Below are 20,656 nucleotides of genomic sequence, written 5' to 3' on the forward strand. Positions count from 1 at the left end.
CACCCTCCACCACCACCCCAACACCACCGCTGATTCCCATGAACACATCATCCACGGACCCACTGACATTCAGTCCCAGAGGTGTCCCTCAAGGAACGGGGCAGCCACTCTGCGGTCCGGCAGGGCAGCGGCTGAGGGCCATGGCTGAGGGAGGCTGCGCCGGGTGGTCAGCCAACGAGCTCGGCGTCGGCACGCACGGCCGGACGGCGTGCCGCTTTGGTGCCGAGGGCGAGCATCAGCGCGGCGCCCAGCAGCGCCGGCGCAGCAAATGCCATGGCAGCCACCGGAACCCCGCCGCCGAGGCCCACAAGCACTGCGCCGTAGGTGGGCCCCGCGATGGCACCAAGCCGTCCCACGGCAAGGGCCCAGCCCAAGCCCGTGGCACGTGTGGCAGCAGGGTAGAACTGTGCGATGTAGTCGTTGATCATGTTCTGTGTCCCAAGGCCGCCAAAACCCGCTATCGCGGCAAATACGGTCAGGAGCACTGCCGGCGGGTTGGCTGCCATCAGTATCAGGGCCGCCGCCGCGCTGATGAAGCCCACGATGACCAGGGGCCGCGGCCCAAACTTCTGGCTGGCAAAGGACGCCAGGACTGTTCCAACGACGGCCCCCACCGAGTAGGCGAGCAGGAATGACACCGAGGAGCCCACGCCAAAACCCGCCGTGCGCATGATCTGCGGCAGCCAGGTGCTTACGCCGAAAATTGTCAGCAGGCTCAGCATGGTGATGGCCCACAGCAGGAGGGTGGGCCGGACCGAGCCGGGCGCAAAGAGGGCGCGCGTGGGGGAGATACGGGCGGACGACGGCGGCGCCTCAGGTGTGGACGGCAGGCCGTACGCGGATTCCACGGCCTGCGCCTCGGCAGCGCGGAGGCGTGCCCGAAGGAACGACGGCGACTCCGGCAGCAAAAACCACGCTGCCGGGACCAGAAGCAGCCCCGCGGCGCCGATGGCATAGACAGGCCTGAAGCTGCTGTTTTCCAGCAGGGCCAGGGAACTCAGGGACGCCACGACCGTTCCGACGGCGGGCCCTGTCAGCACTGCGCCCAGCACCAGGGACTTCTTTCCGGGCGGAGCGAACTCGTTGGTGAGGGCAACCGCCGTCGGAAGCAAACCTCCGACGCCAAAGCAGGCAACGAAACGGAACACCGAAAACAGTTCCCAGCTCGGTGCGGCCGCGCACGCGAGCATGGCGAGTGAAAAGAGGCCCAGCGCACCGACGAAGATGCGGCGGCGTCCCAGCCGGTCCGTCAAGGTGCCGACGATGAGGGAGCCGAGCAACATCCCCACCAGCGCAATCGACCCCACGGCGCCGGCAGCGGCTGGTGTCACATTGAATGGCGGGTGTCCGATCAGTCCGGGCAGGGTGGCGCCGTAGACGTAGAGGTCGTAACCATCAGCGAGCAGGCCAAGCCAGCACAGCACGAAGATCAGGACCAGGGATTTTCTGGGAGTATTGGAGTTCATCGTTGATTCCAATCGGTAAGGGCGCCAGGCACGCCCTGGCGGATCGCCCTTCAGCCTGCCCGTATGCATCCGCCGCCGAAATCGTACTTTTCACTGAGTGAAACTGCACTTCATGCCGCGCTGACCTACAGGCCACGCTGGAGGAGAACCGGTTAGACCCTGGAGGCGCCGTGGCAGGAGCGGGACGAGGGGCCCCGAAGGATCCGGACCTTCCGGGCCAACCCGTGTTGGTGCGCGCCCTCACGCTGCTGGGCCAGTTCAGCGAACAGCGCCGTGCCCTGAATTTGTCCGAAATGTCCCGCCTGTCAGGGCTGGCCCCTGCCACCGCGCTCCGGCTGTTGAGGCACTTGACCGAGTGGGGTGCGCTGGAACGCCTGGAGGACGGCCGGTATGTGGTGGGGGTGCGCCTGTGGGAAATCGCCTCGCTGTCGCCCCGCGGCCACGGGGTGCGGGAGATAGCGCTCCCTTACCTTGAGGACCTTTATGAAGTCACGCGGCATCACGTGCTGCTTTCCGTCCGGGAAGGGCGGGAAGCGGTCCTGATTGACAGGCTTTCATCCCGCACCGCCACTGAGGTGGCCTACCGCGTAGGAGGCCGCATGCCATTGCGGACCACCGCCGTCGGCCAAGTTCTGCTGGCCTATGGGGGCGCTGAACTGCAGGACGAACTGCTCGCTGGCGGCGACGGGCCGGGGCCGGCACCAGGGCCGGGTGGTGCGGACAGCGCGGGACTCCGCGCTGTCCTGGCGGACGTGAAGCAAGCAGGGGTCGCTGTGGTCCGCAGGACCCATCCTTCCCGCACCGTCTCCGTTGCAGCCCCCATCCATGGAGCCGGCGGCGGTGTTGTGGCCGCGTTGTCCATCGTTGTTCCGGATGAGGAAGTTCCGGCGCATGAGTTGGTGCCACTGGTCAGGGCCGCGGCCCGCGCCATCTCCCGGAACCTGGGCCACCGGGCTAAAGCCAGCGGCGCGTGGCGGCATGTCCAGCCGCAGGATTCCAGCGCCAGCCAAGGTGATTGACGCGAACCATGCTCCGCATCACAAGGTCTCCGCCGCGGCCCCGTGGCGGTACTTCACTCTGACAGTGTGACCCCCTACAGTGAAACTACTAAGCATGCTGTCTATTCTGGAGGGTGAACCGGATGCAAAAAGTTTCTGCGCTGGGAGTCATGGCTGCGGCGATGCTGGCGTTGGCCGGCTGCTCGGGAGATGGCGGCGGCGGGACGGCCAGCCCGTCCAGTTCAGCGACCGCTTCGGCTTCGGCCAGCCAGACTGCGGACGCCACCGTATATTCGGAGGATCAGCTCCGCGACCTCATCTCCGGGATGAAGGACGCCGACGGTAACGAGCTCAAGCTGTACTCCAAGGAGCAGGTTGACCAGGGCGGAAGCATTGCCAGCCTGCTGATGGGCGCGGCAACCGTGGACCCCAAGGACTGCAAGGACATCGCCACCGCCGGGCTGTTGGACAAGGTGGAGAATGGTGACGTTGCCGTGGCGCTGTCCGAGGGCAGCCAGCCGCGCAGCCTGTCTGCCCAGTCCGGCAGCGACGGCCCCGACGCCGTCAAGACCCTGAGCGACATCAGCGCCAAGATGGACCAGTGTGCCACCTTCTCGGTCTCCGCGCTGGGGCAGGGCTATGACGTGACCAGCAAGGAACTCACGGCGGACACGAACGCGGACAAGACCTTTGCCACCGTCAGCACCCGCAGCGGGGACAGCCGGCAGGAGCTGATGCAGGTTTCCGCCGCCCAGGGACGCCTGCTGGTGGTGGCCACCAAGAGCGGCACCGACCTGGGTGACGCGGACCAGAAGGAACTTGAGGACCTTATCAACGACGTGTTGAAGAAGGCCGACGGCGGGGCCGCAACGTCCAGCCCGTCCGCCACCGGTTCTTCCGGTTCGACGGGCACGTCCGCACCCGGCGGCTCTGCTTCACCTTCGGCGTCGGCCACTTCATCGGCGACCATGTCCACGGGCGGTGGCGCCTCGTCGTCGGCCTCTCCGACTGCCTCGCGCTAACGCCAGTAGGTTCGCAAAAGCAGGAGCGGGCGGGGACCTTGTGTCCCCGCCCGCTCCTGCTGTTGTGAGTGGCCTGCGCTGCTCAACCTGTTTGTTTCAGAGCGATCCGTGACTCTAGCTCCGCCGCCACCTCGTCCGCAGGGGGAGACGCGTCGATCCGCAAAAAGCCCGCGTACTCGGGGAGTTCCCGGTACCCGGCGTGGAACGCGGCCAGGTCCTCGAGGCTTTCCGAGTCCGTACCCCGCGCGATGATCCGCTGGTGCGCGCAGACGGGCTCTAGGTCCAGGTGGTAAACGGCGTCCGGCTGCGGCAGCCGGGCCAACAGCCAGGGGAGGAACCGTCCCCGGGGCAGTCCTTTTGCGTGCCGCAGGGCCAGCTGGCAGTGAAGGTGGCGGTCCATCACCACCAGGCCGTCAAAGCGGCTGGCGCGCAGGTGCGAGACCAGGACATTGCCCACCCGCAACATGGTTTCGACGGCGTCAGCCAGCCGGGCGGGCATCCGCACGCCCAGCCCGCCCGCCGCAAGGGACATGACCCGCCGGCCCGCATGGTTGCTCACCAGCAGGGCCCGCCCGCCCCTGGACCGCACAGTCGAAACCAAAGTCCGGGCCGCCGTCGAGTTTCCCGATCCGTCGATGCCCGTGAGCACAATGATCATCCGGCCTCCTACCGCCGCCTGATTAACGCTGGAGGCGGCCGCAATGTCCCGGCCCCGCAGATGCCGGCAGGCCTCGCGCCCGGCAGGCGGTGAATCACATGATTCCGGTGGGCACCAGCAACGCCCAGGCGAGGGCCGGAGCCACCAGCACCACCCCGCCGGCGTAGAACGTCAGCTGCTTGTAGACCCGCTGCCGGTCGTCCTCCCGGGCGTTGGCCACCACCAGCGCGCCGTCGGTTGAAAAGGGTGAGACGTCGACGACGGTGGCTGCGATGGCCAGCGCGGCAACAGTTCCGGAGGCGCTGAGCGAGCTGGTGGCCAGGAGCGGGCCGGCCAGCGGGATGAACGCGGTGAGCAACGCGGTGGACGACGCGAAAGCCGAGCCAATACCGATCACGTAGCACAGGACCAGGGCGACCAGAAGGGGCGTGCCCAGGGCGAGCGCCTGCCCGGCCAGGGTATCGATAACGCCGACGCGCACCAGCAGGGAGACATAGGTAATCATGCCGGCGACCAGCAGCACAGTGGACCACGAGATGCCGTCGATGAAGGTCCTGTGCTCTTTGATGTTGATGAACGCCAGGAGCAGGCCGGCTGACAGGGCAACAAAGCCGATGGGCAGGTGGAAGCCGAGGGTGGCTGCCAGCATGACGGCGATCAGGACCAGGGTCAGGACCTGCTGGCCATGCGGGCGGCCCACAGGAGAGGTGTCAACGTCCACATGCCGTCCTGCCGCTCCATCACGCAGCTTGCCGATCACGCTGAACAGGATGATGGTAAGCGCCGAGAGGATCAGGTTGATGGCGAAGCTGGCGGTGAAGAGGCCGATCGGGGAGATTGGAAACTGGTTCTTCAGGGCGATGTCATGCACCAGCACGCCGGCAACTGACAGCGGGGAGAAGCCGCCGGCGTGGGCGCCGTTGATGATGAACGCACCCATGAGGACAGGGTGGATCCTCGATTCGTAGGCGAACCCGATCGCAGCGGGGGCCAGCAAGGCGATGGCTGCGGGTGAGAACGTGCCCAGCGAGGTCAACGCGGCAGCGATCAGGAAGAACATCCACGGGAGCAGCAGGGTCTTTCCACGCACCATCCGCACACAGCCCTTGACGACGATGCCGATGGTGCCGTTCTGTTGCGCCATGCTGAAGAAATAGGTGACGCCGATAATGGTCAGCACGATGCTGGCGGGGAACTCCGCCAGGATCTCCCGGTCCGACATTCCCAGCATGAAATAGCCCACGCCGAATGAGGCCACCAGCGCCATCACCCCGATGTTCAGCGGCCACTTGGTGGCAACGGCAAACATCGCCACAAGGATCAACAGCGGGATGATTTGGACAGCAGTCATAAAGGCTCCGCTTTCGTGGCGGCTGCCTGGGGTGAACATGCCGCCGGTCACCAAGGCAAGGCTCTCGGGGTGCGGCCTGCCTATGGAAGCATCATGGCATTCCTTCGACGCCGCCGGGACTCACACGAGGTAACGGACCGGCGGCTTCCTCCAGACCGTAGGCTGAAGGCCGGCAGGGTTTTCCCTGCCGGCTACGGCTATTCCAGGACAGGCACCCAACCGGCAGTTCCCGGAACACGCGATAAACAGGTGAAAGGCAGGACCATGACCGTTTCCAGTGACGAGCCCCAGAACACCGCAGACCTCCGGGGTCCGGGAGATCCGGACCAGGCAATGAAGTCAGCCAACGACGCACCCCAGTCCGGCCAGCATCCGGACCAGTCCGGGGCGGCGAACATCCGTGAGGAACAGCAGGTGCACGCCGCCGGAGCCGTGCCGGCGTCGTATGTTGGCGGCGAAGACGCGGCCGGTGACGCCAATCCGCACGACACGAATCCGGAAGGCAGCAATCCGGACGGGGCGGTGGGTGAACCCGGCACCTGGGACGACGAAGTCTAGGGATGATCAGCCACAGCGACATCGACCAGGCTGCGCGCCGGACGGCCGGCCTTCTCCGCAGGACGCCCGTCATGGAGGCAGACCGCGGCCTCTCGGCCGGCCGGGTCTGGTTCAAATGCGAGTTCATGCAGCACACGGGCACTTTCAAGGCCCGTGGCGCGCTCAACCGGATCCTGGCCAGCAAGGAGCGCGGGGAACTGAGGGCCGGCGTAGGCATTGTCGTGGCTTCCGGCGGTAACGCGGGATTGGCCAACGCCTACGCCGCGAAGCAGCTGGGGGTTCCTGCCACCGTGTTCGTCCCGGAAGCTGCGCCCGCCGTCAAAGTCTCCAAGTTGAAGGCAATCTGCGCCACCGTGGTGCAGGGCGGTGCTGAATACGCTGCCGCCTACCAGGCTGCCGTGGCTTACGCCGCGGAAACCGGTGCGGTTTACTGCCACGCCTATGACCAGCCTGAGATCGCCGCGGGTGCCGGAACGGTGGGCTCGGAACTGCTGGAGCAGGTGCCGGACGTGGACACCGTCCTGGTGGCGGTGGGCGGTGGCGGGCTGATGGCGGGGGTGGCCGCCGCCGTCGAGGGCACCGCCAAAGTGGTAGCCGTGGAACCGGAAAGCGCGCCGACCCTGCATGCTGCCCTGGCAGCAGGAGCGCCGGTGGACGTCCCGGTATCGGGCGTGGCAGCCGACTCCCTGGGTGCCCGCCGCGTTGGCGACATTGGGTTCTCGGTGGCGGTCCGCTGCGGCGTCGAAAGTGTCCTGGTCAGTGACGCGGACATCATCGCCGCTCGCTCGGCTTTGTGGAACGACTACCGGTGGGTGGTGGAGCACGGTGCCGCGGCCGCCTTCGCCGCACTTGCTTCCGGCACGTATGTACCTGAGCCGGACGAGCGGGTTGCCGTCATCCTCTGCGGCGCCAACACGGATCCGGCCACGCTCTAGGCAGGAAAATCGCCGGGGAAACCCGAAGGGGCCGGCCTTCCTGCAGCCAGGCCGGCCCCGGATGAAAGTGTTTAGCCGCCTGCCTGGCCGCAGAACTTGCTGTAGGTGCTGCCGGCCTCCTGGTAGCCGGACTGAAGATCGGCAAGCTTGTCCTTGTCCGGGTTCTCCTTGGACTGTTCGTCCGTGTATGCCAGGATCTGTGCGAGGGCAGGCTTAAGGTCGTCCGAGGCCACGGCGTGGATGGGACGGATCTGGTTGGCGAGGTTGTTCATGCCCGTCTTGCCGGCGTTGTTGGCGGGGTTCGACACAACGGCCTGGATCCGCTCGCAGGTTTCAGCGGTGGTCAGTTGGTGTGTGGCGGTGCAGGACGTAGCGGAAGCAACGAGGCCGGCGGCAAACAGGGCTGTGGCGAATTTCTTCATGGGTCCCTCGGTAGTGGTCAGAGGTTTCGATTGTAAGCAGATTGGGTACCCCGGCGCCTTCGCAAGCCCAAGACCGGAGCTTAAACTGGCAACACCAATCGTGCGGAGCCACCGCAGATGGGCCCGCGCGCATCAACCAGACTAAGGAACCCAGCATGCGCCGAACAGTACGCCGCCCTGCCGCCGCGGGACTTGTCGCCCTGCTTTCCCTGCTTCTCCCCACGGCCCTTCCGGCGTCGGCCTCGCCGCCGCCAGGGGAGATCGTGTTCGACGGCGCCACCTCCGCCGAGGGCATCGCGGCCGGGGAGGGAAAGACTTTCTACGCCGGGGAACTCGCCACCGGAGACATTTTCCGTGGCAGTATCCGCGGCAGCACCGCTACCCGTTTCATCGACGCACCCGCGGGACGTGCCGCAGCGGGGATGAAGGCCGATACCTGCCACAACCTGTTGTTCGTGGCAGGTGCCGCAACGGGCAAGGCGTTCGTCTACGACACGGATACCGGCGCACCTGTCGCCGATGTTGGCCTCGGCAAGGGATTCATCAACGACGTCACGCTGACCAGCGAGGGCGCCTGGTTCACCAACTCGGCCGCCGCGGAACTCTACTTCCTGCCGGTGGGCGGGGACGGCAAACTGGGCACGGTGAAAACACTGGCCTTGAGCGGTCCCGCAGCGAACCTCACGCCGGGCTTTAACCTCAACGGCATTGCTTCAGCCCGGGATGGCGAGGTGCTGATCGTCGCGCACTCCGCCGACGGCGCGCTGTATACCGTGGACCCCGAGACGGGGGAAAGCGCAGCCATCGAGGGCGTCAGCGTCCCCTTCGTGGACGGAATTCTGGTGCGCGGCCACACCCTCTGGGCGGTCCAGAACCAGCTGAACCGGATAGCCCGCATCGACCTGTCCGGTGACCTGTCGTCCGGAACGGTGGAAGGCACCATTACCAGCGGCTCCTTCGATGTCCCCACCACGGTGGCCCTGTTCGGAAGCACGCTGGCTGCCGTGAACGCCCAGTTCAACCGGCCGCCCAGCCCGTTCGAAGTAGTGCTGGTTCCGGCCAGGACGTAAGCATGCCGGGCAAAGCATCGACTTAAAAGGGAACTGGCTGGCAGTCTGTCCTGCCAGCCAGTTTTCCGTCCCTGCAACGGAGAAACGAATCAGACGGTGCGCGGGGCCTTGGCCAGGTTGTCCTTCAGCTCGGCTGCATTCTGCCGCTTCACGTAGGCAGGACGGTCCCGCTCCACGCGCCAGCTCTCGGACAGGGGGCCCGCATTCACGGTGTCGAAGCCGAACTCGTCGTAAAGACGGGTGACCAGCTCCGCGGCCTCCGGGTAGTCGCTGGCGGTGGCCAGTGCGCGCCGGTCGTCGCTGCCCGCGGGCGAACCGTCAGTGGTGATGTCCGAGGCCATGATGTGGTTGAAGCCCTTGGCCACCTTTGACTGCGGCAGGTGCTCCTGGAGCATTCCCGAGGTGGTTGCTTCGCCGTTGTCCAGGGCGGGGATCCTGCCGTCCCGCTCCCAGTAGTAGTTGTTCGTATCGATCACAACCTTGCCGGCCAGCGGCTCCACCGGGACGTCCTTGTAGTTCTTCAGCGGCACCGTGACCACTGCGAAGTCGCCGGCGGCTGCCGCTTCGGCAGCCGTGGCCGCCCGGGCCTTCGGACCGAGCTCGGCCACCAGGTCCTGCAGCGTTTCCGGGCCCCGCGAGTTGCTGATGACTACGTCGTAGCCCAGTTCCACGGCCTTGCGTGCAACCTGGCTGCCAATATGTCCTGCACCGATGATTCCGATTGTTGTCATAGATGCGGCAACAGCGGGGTCCCTGCAGATATTTCAACGGTCGTTCGGGAATAAACTGGCGGGCCCGCGGCGGCCCCCTGGCGGCGATCGGGCCGCCGGCGCGTGCGGGCCTACTTGCCCGTGTACCGCCCGGGCCGATGGTTCAGGGCCAGGATGAGGTTCAGTAGCGTGGCGCCGCCGGCGGACAGCAGCACCAGCGGCGGCGAAACCAGGATCAGCGAGGCCAGCACAATGGCGACATCCAGCACCATCTGCACATAACCGGCACGCCAGTTCAGCTTCTCCTGCAACAGCAGGGCAAGGATATTGAAGCCGCCAAGGCTCGACTGGTGCCGGAAGAGGATCAGGAGGCCGACGCCGGCGAGCAGGTTTCCGGCCACCACGCCATACACCGGGTCGAGGTGCATCGGCCCCAGGGCGGCAGGGTGCAGGCTGGCCAGCACTGAGACGAGGGTGATGGCTGCGCCGGTGCGGAGGGCGAAGTTCCACCCCTTCTTCCAGACCGCCAACACGAAGAACGGCAGGTTCACGGCGAAGAAGATGACACCGAACGGCACCGCCACCGAGTAGCTGAGCAGCAGCGCCAGGCCCGCGGTGCCGCCGGTGACGGCTCCGCTGGACTTGAGCAGGAACAAGCCCAGAGACGCTGCGAAGGTGCCGGTGAGGATGCCCACGACATCCTCGACGGCGGAATGGCGGACGGCCGACGGCGGCGCTGAACCTCCCGCCGTCGGCCCTTCCGGGTGCGTGCCCGGGGCAGCGCTGGTTGCTTCAGTGCGTATCTCGGCGGACGTGCTCATTGGGCTCCAAGCTTTTCGCGGTCTGCCAGGACCGCCAGCACGCGGTCATTGGTGGCGGTATCGGCCAGGGTGATGCGCACGCCGTCGGCAGCGTAGCCGCGTGCCAGGATGTCGGCCTGGGCCAGCGCGTCGATGAGCTGGACGCGCAGTCCATCCGAAGCCCGCAGCCAGTAGAAGTTGGCCTGGCTGTCCGGAACGTCCCAGCCATAGCCGCGAAGGGCGCCGATCACGCGGGTCCGTTCCCGCGCCACCGCCTCAGTGCGCTCAAGGATCTCGTCTTCCGCAGCGAGCGAGGCGACCGCGGCGGCCTGTGCCATCCTGTTGACGCCAAACGGAACGGCCGTGCGCCGAAGCCCCTCGGCGATCTCCGGACGGGCAATGGCGTAGCCGATCCGCAGGCCTGCCAGTCCGTACGCCTTGGAGAAGGTCCGCAGGATGCAGAGGTTGGGGTAGCGGCGGTAGAAGTCCAGGGAATCGATGCCGGCCCCGCGCTGGAACTCGATGTACGCCTCGTCCAGGACCACCAACACCCGCGGGGGAACGGACTGGAGGAACGCCTCCAGCGCCTCCGGGCTGATGGACACGCCGGTGGGGTTGTTGGGCGAGCACAGGATCACCAGCCGGGTGCGCTCCGTGATGGCGGCAGCCATGGCAGCGAGGTCGTGGTGCTCATCGGCCAGCAGCGGAACGGGGACCGAAACAGCGCCGGCCACCGCCACCAGGATGGGGTAGGCCTCGAAGGACCGCCAGGCGTACACCACCTCGTCGCCGTGCCCGCAGACGGCGGAGATGATCTGCTGCAGCACTCCGGAGCTTCCCGGGCCTGCGGCAACCTCAGCGGCGCTGACGCCGAAATGGGCGGCGAGGGCGTCCCGTGCCTCCACCGCACCCATGCTCGGGTACCGGTGGATCCTTCCGGCCTCCGCGGCAATGGCGTCGACGACGGACGGCAGGGGAGTGAAGTGGCTTTCGTTCGAGGCCAGGGCGGCGGTCAGGGCCGACTGGGCGCTCTTGCCGGCAACGTAGGCGGGAAGCTGGGCGACGGCGGCGCGCACCTCGGGTGCCGCGGCTTCGGGAAGGATGCTGGTCATGGACAGCATGATCAGTGATTTCAGGACGTCTGCGCAACAGAGGGGAATTGTGCAGGACAGATTCGGCTCCTGAAATCTCAAAGAGTGGCAAAATGCTCACTATGCACCTTATTGATGCCCTCGATGCAGAGATCCTCCTCACACTCGACCGGGACCCGCAGGCCACCGTCCTGTCGCTCTCCCGGACGCTGGGCGTGGCCCGCAATACGGTGCACGCACGGCTCCGCCGGCTCGCGAATGACGGCAGCCTGGCACCCTTCAGCCAGCGGGTCCGGACCGGGGCCCTTGGCCTGCCGCTCGTCGCCTTCATCTCGATTTCCATCAGCCAGTCCTCCAGCGACCTCGCGGTAGCGGCGCTGCAGACCATCCCCGAGATCATCGAAATGCATGCCACCACCGGCGATGCCGACCTGCTGGCCAAGGTGGCCGCGAGGGACCCGGCCGACCTGCACCGCATCACCAACGCGATGCTGGCGATTGACGGCGTCGTCCGAACCAGCACCGCCATGTCCCTGGTGGAAGTGATGCCCAACCGCACCGTGCCCTTGCTCCAGGCGGCGGCGCGCAGGTAGCCGGGGCACTTTCAGGCGAGCATCTCCAGGGCATCGATGAGCGCGTCCACGAAAGCCGTGAGGATGGCAGGCTGTGTCCGGCCGGTCATGGTCTGGATCTGGCCTTGCCGCTGGCGCAGCACCGGGTGATCAACGGGAACGGCCACCAGGTCCTCCCGGTCCCGGCAGTCCAGTGACAAACCGCTGACCAGGGATACCCCGGTCCCTGAGCGGGCGAACTGGATCACCGGGTTGATGTGGTCGCTTTGCAGGGTGATGGATGGGGTGAGGCCTTCGATCTGCAGGGCTGGCCCCCGGATACTATCTGTCAGTCATTGCAATGATCACCCTCGCCGCACTGGCCGCCGGGGTGAAGTACCGCGGCATCCGCTAACGCCAACCGGAACGCCTGCTCACCTTTGGCAGGTTTTCCTGAAACGCCCGCTCTCTTTCTTCCCGGAAGTGAGCGGGCGTTTCAGGTTTGGCTGCCGGAAGTGAGCGAGCGTTTCAGGTTGGGCTACCGGAAGTGAGCGGGCGTCCGGGTAAAGAGCCCCAGAAATGCCGCTGGGGCGCCTTGCAGAAGCTAACGCAATGGAACAATTTCTCCCATTAACAATCGGTCAACCCCTTGACCCATCTTGTAAAGCCCTGATAAACCTAAAGGGCAGAAAGCGCTTCCTCAAGCCCGCACCCTTCCTCGAAACATCACTCGCGGGAGCAATTCTGAGCTTGAATGAAACGTTCCAAAATCGGCGCCAGGTCGTCCTGCGCTGCATCAAAGGAGATGTTCTTTTGGCAAACCCCTCAATGTGTTCCCACAACCCCGCCCCGGGCAAGACGCGGAAGGCGCTGCCGGTTGCTGCGGCCACCCTCGCCGCGGCGGCCCTTGCCTTCACCGGCATACCGCTGGCCGCGGCCAGTCCCGGCCCGGGAAGCCCTGCCGCTCCCGCGGCCCCCGCAAAGTCCGGGCTGACGCGCCAGGTGGAGAACCTGGACCGCGCCCCTGTCGCGGTCCTGACGGACCAGGGTGTCAGCCTTGGCTGGCGCATGCTGGGCCTGGACAAGGACAGCATCGGTTTCCAGGTCATCCGGGACGGTGTCCTCCTGACGCCACAACCCATCCGGGACACCACTACATACCTGGATCCGTCCGGAACCGCGGATTCAACCTACGTGATCAAGACCGTGGGCAACGGCAACGGGCAGGACAAGCTCAGTGCCGCGTTCAGCCCGCTGGCTCAGAACTACCTGCCCATCAAGCTGGACAAGCCCGCTGACGGCGTCAGCAAAGACGGGAAGCCGTACTCGTACAGCGCCAACGATTCCAGCGTCGCCGACCTTGATGGTGACGGCGCCTACGAGATCATCCAGCTGTGGAACCCGTCCAACGCGCAGGACAACTCCAAGTCCGGGTACACCGGCAACGTCTACGTTGACGCCTACAAGATGGACGGCACCAAGCTGTGGCGGATCGACCTGGGCCGCAACATCCGGGCGGGAGCACACTACACGCAGATGCTGGCGTACGACTTCGACGGCGACGGCAAGGCCGAAGTGGCGTTCAAGACGGCGGACGGCACCACCGATGCGGCGGGCACCGTGATCGGTGATGCTGCGGCCGATTACCGCACCAGCGCCGGCTACGTCCTGTCCGGGCCGGAGTTCCTGACGGTATTCAACGGCGCCAGCGGCACCATCATGGACACCGTGCCCTACGATCCGCCGCGCGGCGCTGTTTCCGCATGGGGTGACAATTACGGCAACCGCGTTGACCGGTTCCTTGCGGGCGTGGCCTACCTGGACGGCGAGCACCCGTCCATGATGTTCAGCCGCGGCTACTACACCCGCACCGTGCTGGTCACCTATGACCTGGTGGACGGCAAGCTGGAGAAGCGCTGGAAATTCGATTCCGATGTGGCAGGCGCCGAATACAAGGGACAGGGCAACCACAACCTGTCGGTGGCGGACGTGGACTCCGACGGCAAGGACGAATTCGTTTTTGGATCCATGACCATCGACGACGACGGTACGCCCCTCTACAACACCAAGCTGGGCCACGGCGACGCAATCCATACCGGTGACCTGGACCCGTCCCGACCGGGCCTGGAGACCTTCGCGGTCCACGAAAGCATGAGCCAGAGCGGCAACCGCGGCGCCACTTTCCGTGACGCTGCCACGGGTGAGGTCCTGTGGAGCATTCCGGCGTTCAAGGACACCGGCCGGGGAGCCACCGGCGACATCGATCCCCGCTTCCCCGGTTCGGAGAGCTGGGCCGTGGGTGGCGACGCCGCGTGGAACTCGACAGTCGGTTACCTGATGTCCGCCAAGGGTGAGCGGATTTCCGAAAAGATCCCCGCCGCCAACTTCATGGCCTGGTGGGACGGGGACCTGCTGCGGGAAATCGTGGACCACGATTTTGACGCCGAGGCCGGGTACGGCGTGCCCACCATCTCCAAGTGGAACTGGGAAACCGAATCCAGCGACCGGCTCCTGACGGCCACCGGCGCCCGCACCAACAACTACACCAAGGGCAATCCGTCGCTGCAGGCTGACCTGCTGGGGGACTGGCGGGAAGAGCTGGTGTTCCCGTCGGCTGACAGCACCGAGTTGCGGATCTACACCAGCACCTCGCCCACCGACGTCCGGCTCCGCACCCTGATGCACGATCCCATGTACCGGACCGGCGTGGCGCGGGAGACCGTTGGCTACAACCAGCCTCCGCACCCGAGCTTCTTCCTCGGTGAGGGCATGCAGGCCCCGGCCATGCCGGCTGTGTACTACGCAGGCAAGGCCAAGTAGCCACCGGAGGGACATGTTGCCGCTCCGCCCTGAAGGGGGCGGGGCGGCAATTTACTTAAGCGCGCGGGCCTCCTAGGCGCTGGGGCGTGGATGCATGATCCGCATCTGGTCCCAGGTCCGCTCGGAAGCGGCAATGCTCCGGGTGGACCGCTCGCTGTCCAGCGAAGCGAGCTCGACGGCCACTGCCTGGACGGCGGCTACTGCGCCCGTGAGGGAGGGGAAAAAGCCGGCGCTCTCGGCCGGTACGACGATCTTGTGGAGTGCGTGCGCTGCCACCGGCGAACTGGCAGTATCGGTGATGGTGACGATCCGGGCTCCCAGCTGATGGGCGATGTCCACGGCGCGGACCGTGCTGTCGTAGACCCGCCAGAGGCTGATGGCAATGACCAGGTCGTCGGGTGTCACGCGGGCCACTGCGTTGGTCAGCGCAGCCACGTCAGCGTCCAACAGCCTGACGTCATAGCCTGCGATGATGGCGTTGTGCTCCAGCGCCTTGCCCGGAATGGCGTAGCTGCCGGCCGCGATAATCAGGGTCTGGCGTGCACCCGCGATGCCCTCGGCCACCGCACGCACCACGCCGGGATCCACCGTCCGCTCCAAATGGGCCAGGTTGGACCGGTCCGTGGTCAGCGAAGCCTGCGCCGGGCTGCTCACATGGCCGTTGTGTTCGGCGGCAATCTCGACGGCGCTCAGGGACGCGAGAAACCGTGAGCGAAGCTCGAACTGGAACTCCGCCCAGCCCTTGAAGCCGAGCGTCTGGGCAGTCCGGGTCACGGTGGAAGCGTTCGACGACGCCGCGGCGGCGATGTCGCTGACCGAACCGTAGGAGGCGAGCCGGGGCTGGGAACGAAGGACCCCCAAAACCTGCAGTTGGCGCGTGGCGAGTTTGCGCCCCTGGGCCTGGCTGTCGAGCCATTCGGTCAAGGTGGGGCTGTTAACTTCTTGTTTCACCTATTGACCTCCGCAAGTGATGCACGTAACTTCAATCTACATGCACGGATCTGTGCAAATCCTAAAAAATGTACAACTTGGCCCACTTCGGCAGGATTTCCAATGTCACTAACAGCACGCCTGGACCGGCTCCCGCTCAGTCGTCCACACTACAAGCTTCTCCTTATCGGCGGACTCGGCTATTCCTTTGACGGCATGGACGGCGCTGTGGTGGCCTTCCTGCTACCGCGCATCCAGGAGCTCTGGGGCCTCAGCACCGCGAGCCTGGGCCTGGTGGGCTCGGCCGCGCCGCTGGGTTTCTTCTTCGGCGCCATCCTGTCCGGCTGGCTGGGTGACCGGTTCGGCCGGAAGAAGGTCATGCTGTGGGCGCTCGCCTTTTACTGCGCGATGTCGGTCGTGGCCGCCATGGCGCCCAACTTCGAAGTCTTCCTGGTGGCCCGTGTCCTGGCGGGCCTGGGCGCCGGCGCGGAGAGCGTGATCATCGCCCCGTTCCTCTCGGAGTTCATTCCGCCAAAGCGGCGCGGCTGGTTCATCGGCACCCTCGCCGGATTCTTCTCGTTCGGCTTCGTGGCCGCTGCCCTGATTGGGCGGTTCGTGGTTCCCATGGGTGAGGACGGATGGCGCTGGGCCCAGGTGATCACGGCCGTTCCCATCCTCCTGCTTCTCTGGTGGCGCCGCAGCCTTCCGGAATCGCCCCGATTCCTTATGAGCCAAGGCCGGGCGGCCGAAGCTGAACGGGTGGTGGAAGGGTTTGAACAGAACGTGCTCCGGGCCACCGGCAAGGCCCTCCCACCGGTGGAAGCCGGCGGGGAGGACATCGCCAAGCACGGACAAAAGATCAGCATCTGGAACGCCCTGAAGGTCATGTGGTCTCCCGCCCTGCGCAGGCGGACCGCGGTGATCTGGCTGATCTGGTTCGTGATCACCTTCTCCTACTACGGCTTCTTCTCCTGGATTCCCACGCTGCTGGTGGGACGTGGAATTACGGTCACCAAGAGCTTCGAATACTCCATCATCATCTACCTGGCTCAGATCCCGGGCTACTTCTCCGCTGCCTGGCTGTGCGACCGCATCGACCGCAAGAACACCATCGCCCTGTACCTTGCCGGTTCGGCCCTGAGCGCGTTCTGGCTGAGCCAATCCAGCGATTCGGGCATGATCCTGGTGGCGGCGGCAACGCTGTCCTTCTTCCTCAACGGCACCTACGCCGGGGTGTACGCCTACACGCCGGAACTGTTCCCCACCTGGATGCGGGCTACCGGCGTCGGGCTGGCCAGTGCGGTAGGCCGTGTGGGCAGCATCCTGGCACCGTCCATCATCGGCGTGTTCGCCGCGACGCTCGGATTCGGCGGCGTCTTCACCATGACCACGGCGGTCCTGGCCGTCGGCGTGATCGGCGTCGTCATCTTTGGAACGTCCACGGCGGGTAAGTCGCTGGAAGACATCAACGCCCGCACCGAGCCCGAAAAGGCAGCCATGTCAGGCGGCGGGAAATGACGCAACATGATCCCCGCGCAGTCTTCCAGGAAACCTTCGACCGCCTGAACAGCGATCCAGGCGTCATCCTGTTCACCGCGCTGCGCTGGCTTCCCGGTTCCTCCGTGCTCCGGCGGGTGTTTACCAGCCACCCTGCTGAGTACCCCCTCGGAGCCGAAAAGTCAGTGGAAATTTCCGAAGGCTGGCTGGACACGGTCATAGCAAAGCAGGAGCCCTTCCTGGCCCCGGATGCCGCCGCGCTGGCGGAGGTCTTCAGCGACTCCGCCCTCATCCAGTCCCTGGGCTGTGGCGCAGTCATCAACATTCCGGTAACCACCAACGGGGCGGTGGTGGGCGTGCTGGCGATGCTTGACGCCGAAGGAACGTACACCCGGCGAAGCCTCGACGCTGCATCCGGGGCAGTGTCCGCCGACGCCGAAAAGCTGGCTGCAGCCTTCATTAGTTCAGACCACACCACCCCTACAGGAAAGGACCCAGTCCTCCCGTGAGCCACTCCACTGAACCGCTTGTCATCAAAAACGCCAGTGTCCTGGATGTCCACGCGGGCACGTTCTCGCTGGCCGACGTCGTGACCGCTGACGGAAAAATACGCAGCATCGCGCAGGGCGCGGACCAGCCCGAAGACGCGCGGGTCATCGATGGAACGGGCAAATTCGTCATCCCCGGCCTCATCGACGCCCACGTCCACGTGGTGGCCTCCAGCGCCGACTTCCGTTCCCTGACCTGGACCCCGGCCTCCTACGTGTACGCGCAGACCGCCCGGATCATGCAGGGGATGCTGCGCCGGGGTTTCACCACCGTGCGCGACCTGTCGGGCGCCGATTTTGGCCTGGCGAAAGCGCAGGCCGAAGGGCTCCTGGAGGGACCGAAGCTGCACTTCTGCGGCCGAGCCCTCAGCCAGACCGGAGGCCACGGCGACATGCGCCTTCCCGGTGAGGACCACGAGCCCAATGGCCGGGGGTGCTGCGGCATCGGGCGGGTTGCCGACGGCGTTGACGCGGTGCGGGCCGCGGCGCGCGATGAGCTCCGCAAGGGCGCCCACCACATCAAGATCATGGCTTCCGGAGGCGTTTCGTCCCCGACGGACCGCATTGACTCCACCCAGTATTCGCTCGAGGAGATGCGTGCCGCCGTGGAGGAGGCGGAGGCTGCCAACCGCTACGTTGCTGCCCACGCCTACACTGCCCGCGCCATCAACCGGGCCCTTGAATCGGGCGTCCGCTCCATTGAGCACGGCAACCTGCTGGACGAGGAGAGCCTGCGCCTCTTCCTGGAAAAGGATGCCTTCCTGGTGCCCACCCTGGTGACCTACTGGGCGCTGAAGGAAGAAGGCCGGGAGTTCGGCCTGACCGATGAGATGTGGGCCAAGGTGGACTCGGTCCTGAGCAGCGGCCTTGAAGCCATTGCCCGGGCCCACGAGGCCGGAGTGAAAATGGTGTACGGATCAGACCTGCTTGGCGGCATGCACCGGCACCAGAACGAGCAGTTCCGCTTGCTGGGGAAGGTGCAGCCGGCCATCGATGCGATCCGTTCCGCCACCACCACGGCGGCAGAGCTCCTGGGCAGGGTGGGTGAGATCGGTGTGATCGCCCCCGGGGCCGATGCGGACCTGCTGGTCCTTGGGGCAGATCCCCTCCAGGACATTGCGGTACTCGCGGACATTGCCGATCACCTCGAGCTGGTCATCCAGGACGGGGCCGTGCGTGCAGGGTCCGGCCTCTAAGCCGTGACAGCAGGGCGCCGCCCGCCTTCGGGGAAGGCGGGCGGCGCTTTTTTTCGCGTCAGTGCTGGTCAGTGCTGGTCAGCGCAGATGAGTGGGGATCCTGCGGTCAGTGGCCGCCGAGGTTGCCGCCCACGGGCGGAAGGCCTCCCTCGGTGCCGCGGTCATCCTCCCGCCGTTCGGCGGCGCTCAGGTTTTCACCTTCGACGGTCTCATCAGACTCGCCGGTGGTATCCACCAGGCCGTTGGTCTGGTCGAAGGCGTGCCCAATCCTGTCATCGTTCAGATCAGCGACCGAACCGGTGGAACCAGCCGAAGCCGGAGTACCCGCATCAGCAACGTGCCCGGCCGGAACCACCGGGGTGGTCTCGGTGACCGTCACATCGTGGGTCTCGGGGGTGTCCTTGTTGCCACCGGATGACATCGCCGCTGCCGCGCCGGCGGCGGCCGCAATGCCAACGCCGGCGGCAACCTTGCCAGAGAAGCCGACCTTGCCGGAATCGCCCCGGGAGGCGCCGGCGTGTTCGACGCCGGGTGTTCCCATCGCGGAGCCGGCGTTGACCGATCCGCGCCAGGCACCGCTGGCATAGCCTTCGTCTTCGATGAACTCCTTGAACTTCTGCAGGTCCGATTCAGCCTGGCGGTCAACGACGTTCAGTTTGTCGCCCACCTTTTCGACGAGGCCTTCGGGTTCATATTCGAGGGTGAGTTGGAGGGAGGTCTGGCCGCCTCCCACATCCTCAAAGTCCACCGCGCCGGCATTCGTTGCGCCTTCGGTGGCGGCCCAGGCAACCCTGCGGTCCGGGACCTGCTCCAGGATCCTGGCCTCCCACTGCCTGCGGACGCCGCCGATTTCGGCCACCCATTCCAACCGGTCGTCACTGACCTGGGTAACGCTCTTGACCCCGCCCATGAAGTGCGGGAACTCTTCGAATTGGGTCCACTGGTTGTATGCGGTGCTCACCGGAACGTTCACCAGAATGCGTTTTTCCACTTTCGTGCCCATAACGTCTCCTTCGCTGTGCTGCGGGGACTGACGACCCGGGAAAAATCATCAGCATGCTTATCAACATACCTTTTGGTGGCTTCCAATTCCAGAGTTCCGCCGGGCAAAAGTCAGGCTGCCCGGGCAGGACTGCTCAGGGAGCCACCACCACGCCGTAGGACCCCTCGTTGAGCGCACTGGGTGTGGCGGAAGGTGCCACTACGCCGAACCCATAGCCTTTGGCGCGCAGTGCGTCGATGGTCTTGGCCAGGTAGTTCCACTGCGATGCCGGGCAGGACAGGACGTCATTGCCGTCGTGCAGCAGGATGATCGCGCCCGGGGCCGCCTCATCCGTCACGTACTTCTGGACGCCCGCCGCCCCGGGGCACTCGAAGTCGCCGGGCTGGCCGACGTGCCAGTGCCACTGGATTCCGCCACTCATGCCGATGGACCGGATGTAGTTCATCGCGTAGGAGCTGCTGTTGCCGAACGGGAAGCGCATCAGCGTGGGGGCCGTTCCGGTTATGGCCTTGATCGTGGCGTTGGTGCTGTCAATTTCGCGCTTTTGGTTCGCCTGGGTGAGGTCCGGGAAATTTGCGTGGTCCCACGAATGGTTTCCAATGACATGGCCCTCGTCCCTGATCCGGCGGACAAGGTCCGGATACAGCTGGGCGTGGGAGCCCTGGAGGAAGAACGTGGCCTTGACGTTCTTCTCTTTCAGGATGTCAAGGACAAAAGCGGTGCGCTCGGGCGAGGGCCCGTCGTCAAAGGTCAGTCCGATCAGCGGTTTGTCGGCCGCCTGGGCCGATGCAGGGCCACCCACCAGCAGGGCCATGGCCAGGCCGGCGATGGCCAGGGCCGTGGTGGCAATCTTGCTTTTCATGGTGCTCTTTCCCCTTCCCAAGGCTGCTTTCAACCTTGATTAGGTGAGCACCCTATGGCCGCCTTAAAGGGGGTGTAAACAGATCCCGGGCGTCGACTGGATAACTTCTCACCACCCCAAAAGGCCGTTATCCGGGCGTTATCCAAGGGGGGTCCGGGGAGCGGCCGA

The 20,656-nt window shown here is 65.8% G+C and carries 21 protein-coding genes; 10 read left to right on the plus strand and 11 right to left on the minus strand.

The window, feature by feature from the left end; all coding sequences use genetic code 11:
* Positions 1-167 precede the first annotated feature (167 nt).
* On the minus strand, positions 168-1,466 hold the full coding sequence (locus tag HNO81_RS14555) for an MFS transporter (RefSeq protein WP_175318823.1): 1,299 nt from the start codon (positions 1,464-1,466) through the stop codon (positions 168-170).
* A 230-nt stretch (positions 1,467-1,696) separates the two neighbouring features.
* Between HNO81_RS14555 and HNO81_RS14560 the strand changes: the two genes are divergently transcribed.
* Positions 1,697-2,485: an IclR family transcriptional regulator gene (locus HNO81_RS14560; protein WP_371818273.1), complete on the plus strand. Its 789-nt coding sequence runs from the start codon at positions 1,697-1,699 to the stop codon at positions 2,483-2,485.
* A gap of 122 nt (positions 2,486-2,607) precedes the next feature.
* A complete protein-coding gene (locus tag HNO81_RS14565; protein WP_254703494.1) occupies positions 2,608-3,486 on the plus strand; it encodes a hypothetical protein in 879 nt (292 codons plus the stop codon).
* A gap of 82 nt (positions 3,487-3,568) precedes the next feature.
* On the opposite strand, the gene HNO81_RS14570 is transcribed toward HNO81_RS14565, so the two are convergent.
* Together HNO81_RS14570 and HNO81_RS14575 are read right to left on the minus strand one after the other, a co-directional pair.
* A complete protein-coding gene (locus HNO81_RS14570; RefSeq protein WP_175318824.1) occupies positions 3,569-4,144 on the minus strand; it encodes a thymidylate kinase in 576 nt (191 codons plus the stop codon).
* Positions 4,145-4,238: 94 nt separating this feature from the next.
* On the minus strand, positions 4,239-5,495 hold the full coding sequence (locus HNO81_RS14575; protein ID WP_175318825.1) for an SLC13 family permease: 1,257 nt from the start codon (positions 5,493-5,495) through the stop codon (positions 4,239-4,241).
* 264 nt (positions 5,496-5,759) lie between these two features.
* Between HNO81_RS14575 and HNO81_RS14580 the strand changes: the two genes are divergently transcribed.
* Both HNO81_RS14580 and HNO81_RS14585 read left to right on the plus strand, forming a co-directional pair.
* On the plus strand, positions 5,760-6,053 hold the full coding sequence (locus tag HNO81_RS14580; RefSeq protein ID WP_175318826.1) for a hypothetical protein: 294 nt from the start codon (positions 5,760-5,762) through the stop codon (positions 6,051-6,053).
* Between the two features lie 2 nt (positions 6,054-6,055).
* Complete coding sequence (locus HNO81_RS14585; RefSeq protein WP_175318827.1) at positions 6,056-6,988, plus strand: threonine/serine dehydratase; 933 nt, start codon at positions 6,056-6,058, stop codon at positions 6,986-6,988.
* Between the two features lie 71 nt (positions 6,989-7,059).
* Here HNO81_RS14585 and HNO81_RS14590 read toward each other — a convergent pair whose 3' ends face one another.
* A complete protein-coding gene (locus HNO81_RS14590) occupies positions 7,060-7,410 on the minus strand; it encodes a hypothetical protein (protein WP_175318828.1) in 351 nt (116 codons plus the stop codon).
* Between the two features lie 155 nt (positions 7,411-7,565).
* Here HNO81_RS14590 and HNO81_RS14595 point away from each other — a divergent pair, with 155 nt between their 5' ends.
* Positions 7,566-8,480, plus strand: coding sequence for a hypothetical protein (locus HNO81_RS14595; protein ID WP_175318829.1), 915 nt, complete (start codon positions 7,566-7,568; stop codon positions 8,478-8,480).
* Positions 8,481-8,569: 89 nt separating this feature from the next.
* Here the strand turns inward: HNO81_RS14595 and HNO81_RS14600 are convergent, their stop codons facing one another.
* From HNO81_RS14600 to hisC, 3 genes are all read right to left on the minus strand, one after another.
* Positions 8,570-9,211 carry an NADPH-dependent F420 reductase gene (locus HNO81_RS14600; RefSeq protein WP_175318830.1) on the minus strand — a complete coding sequence of 214 codons (642 nt, stop codon included), beginning with the start codon at positions 9,209-9,211 and terminating at the stop codon, positions 8,570-8,572.
* Positions 9,212-9,321: 110 nt separating this feature from the next.
* Positions 9,322-10,011 (minus strand): YitT family protein, encoded by a 690-nt coding sequence (locus tag HNO81_RS14605; protein WP_175318831.1) that lies wholly within the window; start codon positions 10,009-10,011, stop codon positions 9,322-9,324.
* A complete protein-coding gene (gene hisC / locus HNO81_RS14610) occupies positions 10,008-11,111 on the minus strand; it encodes a histidinol-phosphate transaminase (RefSeq protein ID WP_175318832.1) in 1,104 nt (367 codons plus the stop codon). Before hisC ends, HNO81_RS14605 begins: the two co-directional genes overlap by 4 nt.
* Before the next feature lie 83 nt (positions 11,112-11,194).
* Between hisC and HNO81_RS14615 the strand changes: the two genes are divergently transcribed.
* On the plus strand, positions 11,195-11,674 hold the full coding sequence (locus tag HNO81_RS14615; RefSeq protein WP_175318833.1) for an Lrp/AsnC family transcriptional regulator: 480 nt from the start codon (positions 11,195-11,197) through the stop codon (positions 11,672-11,674).
* A gap of 11 nt (positions 11,675-11,685) precedes the next feature.
* On the opposite strand, the gene HNO81_RS14620 is transcribed toward HNO81_RS14615, so the two are convergent.
* The gene (locus HNO81_RS14620) at positions 11,686-11,985 is read right to left on the minus strand and encodes a LysR family transcriptional regulator substrate-binding protein (protein WP_175318885.1); all 300 of its coding nucleotides are present in this window, start codon (positions 11,983-11,985) and stop codon (positions 11,686-11,688) included.
* A gap of 475 nt (positions 11,986-12,460) precedes the next feature.
* Here HNO81_RS14620 and HNO81_RS14625 point away from each other — a divergent pair, with 475 nt between their 5' ends.
* On the plus strand, positions 12,461-14,452 hold the full coding sequence (locus HNO81_RS14625; protein WP_175318886.1) for a rhamnogalacturonan lyase: 1,992 nt from the start codon (positions 12,461-12,463) through the stop codon (positions 14,450-14,452).
* Between the two features lie 72 nt (positions 14,453-14,524).
* Here HNO81_RS14625 and HNO81_RS14630 read toward each other — a convergent pair whose 3' ends face one another.
* Positions 14,525-15,403, minus strand: a complete 879-nt coding sequence (locus HNO81_RS14630; protein ID WP_175318834.1) for a MurR/RpiR family transcriptional regulator — start codon at positions 15,401-15,403, stop codon at positions 14,525-14,527.
* Between the two features lie 102 nt (positions 15,404-15,505).
* Between HNO81_RS14630 and HNO81_RS14635 the strand changes: the two genes are divergently transcribed.
* The 3 genes from HNO81_RS14635 to HNO81_RS14645 are packed head-to-tail and all read left to right on the plus strand — an operon-like array spanning position 15,506 to position 18,623.
* Positions 15,506-16,900: an MFS transporter gene (locus HNO81_RS14635; RefSeq protein WP_175318835.1), complete on the plus strand. Its 1,395-nt coding sequence runs from the start codon at positions 15,506-15,508 to the stop codon at positions 16,898-16,900.
* On the plus strand, positions 16,897-17,388 hold the full coding sequence (locus tag HNO81_RS14640; RefSeq protein ID WP_175318836.1) for a GAF domain-containing protein: 492 nt from the start codon (positions 16,897-16,899) through the stop codon (positions 17,386-17,388). Before HNO81_RS14635 ends, HNO81_RS14640 begins: the two co-directional genes overlap by 4 nt.
* Entirely contained in the window at positions 17,385-18,623 is a 1,239-nt protein-coding gene (locus tag HNO81_RS14645) for an amidohydrolase family protein (RefSeq protein WP_175318837.1), read from the plus strand. Before HNO81_RS14640 ends, HNO81_RS14645 begins: the two co-directional genes overlap by 4 nt.
* 106 nt (positions 18,624-18,729) lie before the next feature.
* On the opposite strand, the gene HNO81_RS14650 is transcribed toward HNO81_RS14645, so the two are convergent.
* On the minus strand, positions 18,730-19,626 hold the full coding sequence (locus tag HNO81_RS14650) for an SRPBCC family protein (RefSeq protein WP_175318838.1): 897 nt from the start codon (positions 19,624-19,626) through the stop codon (positions 18,730-18,732).
* Positions 19,627-19,759: 133 nt separating this feature from the next.
* On the minus strand, positions 19,760-20,488 hold the full coding sequence (locus HNO81_RS14655) for a polysaccharide deacetylase family protein (RefSeq protein ID WP_175318839.1): 729 nt from the start codon (positions 20,486-20,488) through the stop codon (positions 19,760-19,762).
* Between the last annotated feature and the right edge of the window lie 168 nt (positions 20,489-20,656).

It is taken from the genome of Pseudarthrobacter sp. C4D7 (assembly GCF_013359725.1).
GTDB lineage: Bacteria > Actinomycetota > Actinomycetes > Actinomycetales > Micrococcaceae > Arthrobacter.

Bases quoted from the DNA above. Each gene is read 5' to 3' on its own strand.
- HNO81_RS14555 (WP_175318823.1), bottom strand. From the start codon at position 1,466: ATGAACTCCAATACTCCCAGAAAATCCCTGGTCCTGATCTTCGTGCTG.
- HNO81_RS14565 (WP_254703494.1), top strand. From the start codon at position 2,608: ATGCAAAAAGTTTCTGCGCTGGGAGTCATGGCTGCGGCGATGCTGGCG.
- HNO81_RS14570 (WP_175318824.1), bottom strand. From the start codon at position 4,144: ATGATCATTGTGCTCACGGGCATCGACGGATCGGGAAACTCGACGGCG.
- HNO81_RS14575 (WP_175318825.1), bottom strand. From the start codon at position 5,495: ATGACTGCTGTCCAAATCATCCCGCTGTTGATCCTTGTGGCGATGTTT.
- HNO81_RS14580 (WP_175318826.1), top strand. From the start codon at position 5,760: ATGACCGTTTCCAGTGACGAGCCCCAGAACACCGCAGACCTCCGGGGT.
- HNO81_RS14585 (WP_175318827.1), top strand. From the start codon at position 6,056: ATGATCAGCCACAGCGACATCGACCAGGCTGCGCGCCGGACGGCCGGC.
- HNO81_RS14590 (WP_175318828.1), bottom strand. From the start codon at position 7,410: ATGAAGAAATTCGCCACAGCCCTGTTTGCCGCCGGCCTCGTTGCTTCC.
- HNO81_RS14595 (WP_175318829.1), top strand. From the start codon at position 7,566: ATGCGCCGAACAGTACGCCGCCCTGCCGCCGCGGGACTTGTCGCCCTG.
- HNO81_RS14600 (WP_175318830.1), bottom strand. From the start codon at position 9,211: ATGACAACAATCGGAATCATCGGTGCAGGACATATTGGCAGCCAGGTT.
- HNO81_RS14605 (WP_175318831.1), bottom strand. From the start codon at position 10,011: ATGAGCACGTCCGCCGAGATACGCACTGAAGCAACCAGCGCTGCCCCG.
- hisC (WP_175318832.1), bottom strand. From the start codon at position 11,111: ATGCTGTCCATGACCAGCATCCTTCCCGAAGCCGCGGCACCCGAGGTG.
- HNO81_RS14615 (WP_175318833.1), top strand. From the start codon at position 11,195: ATGCTCACTATGCACCTTATTGATGCCCTCGATGCAGAGATCCTCCTC.
- HNO81_RS14625 (WP_175318886.1), top strand. From the start codon at position 12,461: ATGTGTTCCCACAACCCCGCCCCGGGCAAGACGCGGAAGGCGCTGCCG.
- HNO81_RS14635 (WP_175318835.1), top strand. From the start codon at position 15,506: ATGTCACTAACAGCACGCCTGGACCGGCTCCCGCTCAGTCGTCCACAC.
- HNO81_RS14640 (WP_175318836.1), top strand. From the start codon at position 16,897: ATGACGCAACATGATCCCCGCGCAGTCTTCCAGGAAACCTTCGACCGC.
- HNO81_RS14650 (WP_175318838.1), bottom strand. From the start codon at position 19,626: ATGGGCACGAAAGTGGAAAAACGCATTCTGGTGAACGTTCCGGTGAGC.
- HNO81_RS14655 (WP_175318839.1), bottom strand. From the start codon at position 20,488: ATGAAAAGCAAGATTGCCACCACGGCCCTGGCCATCGCCGGCCTGGCC.